This window comes from Sulfitobacter sp., from assembly GCF_041552635.1.
In the GTDB taxonomy this organism is placed as follows: domain Bacteria; phylum Pseudomonadota; class Alphaproteobacteria; order Rhodobacterales; family Rhodobacteraceae; genus Sulfitobacter.
The window spans coordinates 1-3517 of the sequence record NZ_JBFEKM010000271.1 but is presented as its reverse complement, the minus strand read 5'-3'; the positions used below and the strand labels follow the sequence as shown (position 1 = coordinate 3517).

1 protein-coding gene is annotated in these 3517 nt (G+C 57.7%); it reads right to left on the bottom strand.

Annotation, left to right across the window (positions count from 1 at the left end):
- Positions 1-3517: beta strand repeat-containing protein (locus tag ABYT07_RS19830; RefSeq protein ID WP_372993735.1), on the bottom strand; the 3517-nt coding region annotated here is incomplete at both ends.

The following is a 3517-nucleotide window of genomic DNA, read 5'->3' as shown; positions in this document are numbered from 1 at the left end:
GTTGACCGTGTATTCGCTGCCAGTGGTAGTCGAAATCGGGTTGCCCACAACCACGCTGTCAACGCCGGTGCCTGTCTGGACAACGGTCGGGCCGTTGATGGCGTGGATGTTAACCGTATCAACACCGCCCCATGTGCGCAGCGTTGTCTTGTCGGCCAACCCGGTCGAGGTGATGGTCGCAGTGTTCGCACCCTCGCCCAGATCAATCTCGACGAGCTCAACGGCGATATAATTGATCGCAACAGTCTTGGTGCCATCAACAAGGTTGAAGCCCGTGACCGACATGAACCCTTCAAGGTTCGCCGGATCAATCAGGCCGATAGACCCGGAGGACGCGTTCGCATCATACCGACCATTGATCAACAGCGTATCGCTGCCACGGTCGGTCGGCGCTGTCGCACCCGGCGCAAACACATCAAAGGCATTGATCGTCAAGACCGCATCAATCGCGGTCAGCGACCCGCCTGCGTTCCCCACACGGATCGTATCATCCCCAAGGCCCGAGTTGATCTGCAACGGAATATCCGTGCTTTGAACCGTAATCTCATCTGCGCCACCTGCCGTGTTCAGCACAACGTTGTCTGTGCCGGTATGGGTGATCCCAACAGTTGCGGCACCGGTCACGGCCAAAGTGTCATCATTGACGATGATCACGTCGCTACCGTCGGACCCGTCAAAGCGAACTGTGGATGCGCCCGACCCGGTGTCATTGATGACCACGCTAAAGTTCGAGCCCTTGGGCGCGTTGATATGATACGTCTCGGACGATCCGGTCGACTTGGCATCCAGCGTCGCGGTGCCATCAAAGGCGGCAACCGACACAACACTGCCGTTGACCCGGATGGTACGGTCCAGATCGTTGACAACCATGCGGTTGACCGCATTCGGACCACCTTTCAAGGTCACGTTCTCAAAGATACCGTTCAGGTTTTCAAGCGTCGCACCGGTCCAGACATCACTCGACGGACCTGAGACTGTGCCGACCACAAAGCGGTCTTCGAACAGACCAAAGTCATAGCCAGCAAAGGTTTCGGACAGCGTATCGCCCGCGTCATTCGTGCCGCTGTCAAGGAAGGTGTCAAAGCCTTCGCCGCCCGTGATCGTGTCATTGTCAGAACCACCGTCGATCACGTCGTCAAACGACGAGCCGGTGATCGTATCGGCACCACCGTCACCGTTCAGCTCAAGCGCCACGGTATTCTGCGTCAGTCTGCTGGCGTCGATGGTATCACCCGATGCGCCTGCATTGATAATCAGCTTGTCGCCAGCGCTGCGGCGGAAATCGTTCAGCACGATCGCAATCGCGGTATTGGTCCCGTTCCACTTTGCATCAACCTTGATGTCGCTGGCATCAACAGTGTCCTGCAGCAGCGTGAACGTATCCACCCCGGCGCTGCCGTTGATGATGACTGTGTCGGCGTTGCTGTCAGACGACCCCTCACGCGACCCCGGACGATCAGCCGGATCATCGCGGAAACCAGGGCCTTCGACGGCCAGATCGTCTTCGATGATCAGGCGGTTCACGTTCTGACCCGAGATATCGTCGATGATGACCGTGTCGTTACCGCCAAGCAGTTGAACCTGAACAGTGCCCGCCCCACCGCGGATATTCACGCCGCGTGTATTGTCGCCATTGCGGATCTCGACCGACCCTTTGGTGACGCGGGCGGTATCCGCGCGTGCCGAACCGGTAACAAATACAGTGTCCTGCGCGCCCGTCCCGTTGACCGTCAGAATGCCTGCGGCTTCCAGCGTGCGGAAGATCAGGTCGACACCGTTGCCGCCATCAATCGTATCCGACCCCTCCCCGCCATCAATCTCGTCAACACCCGATCCGCCGTTGATGTTGTCATTCCCCGCACCGCCAAACACGATGTCATTGCCCGCACCTGCACGAATTGTCGCGGCACCGGCACCCAACTGCTGGATGAAGTCATCCCCGCCTTTCGCGTCAATCGTGATCGAGTTGGTGCTGCGCGAGATGATGCGATCGCCGAGCAGGCTGGCCGTTTCGCCATCCGCCAGCGGCCGTGTGACGTTGGTGCCGTACACTTCGGACCCGGCAGCCGCAAAGCGCCCGATCGTAATCTGATCACCAAAGTCTGTCGCATTATCGGTCTTGTTGATGATCGCCCGGCCGGAACCTTGGTAATCGACCAGATCAATGCCACTACCGCCGTCAAACAGCAGATCGGCATCCACGCCTTCGCGCACAAGAATGACATCATTGCCTGCGTCGCCATACCCGATGATCCGGTCAACGCCAGTAAAGATCTGTTCACGGCCCGAATAGATCAGTTTGATCGTGCCGGGTGCAATCTGTTCGATGATATAGGTTTCATCCGTTGCCCCGGCACCGATGCCACGGTCACCGTTGCTATTGCCCATATTCAGCGTCAGGTCTCCGCCGTTCTGATCCGCCAACTTGATCGGCTCGGGCAGCTCCAGATAGCCAATGGTAAAGTTGAGATTCAGCTTGATCCGTATGAACAGAACCTTGACGCTGGCATAGGCTTTGACGTTAATCGGCACACGCCCGCCGCGTTCGACATTCTCAATCTTTGCGCCAAAGCCGATGCTGGCACCGCCCCAGTTGATCCCAAGACCGTACAGGCTGACAGACGCGCTGCCCGAGAAGCCGATGGCAAGATTGCTTGGTGTGCCATTTTCCGGGCGGTTCAGATAATCATAGTAGACGTTGAAGCGGAACGACCCTTCCATCCCGAAGGTCCGGCTGCCCAGCAGCACACCACCGGTCAGATCGACGTTAAACGTACCATCGCTGCGGAACACGCCATTCGCAGACATTGTCGCGATACCAAAGAAGTTGATGTTGGCATTGAAAGCAACGGTCCATTCTTCGTTCACCACGACCACACTAAAGCTCGCGTTGAACTTGATGGTTTTCAGGAACTCCACACTACCGGTCAGTTTGAGGCTAAAGCTGTCGGCCTTCAGGTCAAAGCTGCCGATGCGGCGGTCCTTACCCGTCGTGTTCAGCGTCAGGCTGCCCCGCGCGCTGATGTCGATGACCCGCGCGACATTGGCGTCAATCGACACGGACAGTCCAAGGGCAATGCCGGTAATCTGGTTGCCGGTGTAGTAAAGCCCCGCAGCACCCGCTGCGCGGACATTAAGACCGCCAAGTCCAAACACCACATCAAAGCTGATCTCGGTCCGGTTGCTCAGGATTGCGATGGTGGTCTTGCCACTGGCGGTCGCAAAGTCGGCGAACGTCACGCTGCCGTTGATCTCCAGCTTGACACCGGACTCGACGGTGCGATCCGTACCATACACCTGGATGTCCCGCTTCGACGAGAATGTGTTCAGCTCAAAGCTCGCGCGGCCGTTGAAGGTCAGAACATCCGGGATGCCCGCATTGGTGATCTGGATCAGCCCATAGATGATCATCCCGCCGTCAGAGATGACGATCTTGCCAACCAGATCCAGATCTTCAATGACACCGACCAGTTGCGCCTTGACGGCAATCTCTGCGCTGACTTCGGTGCCGTTATTT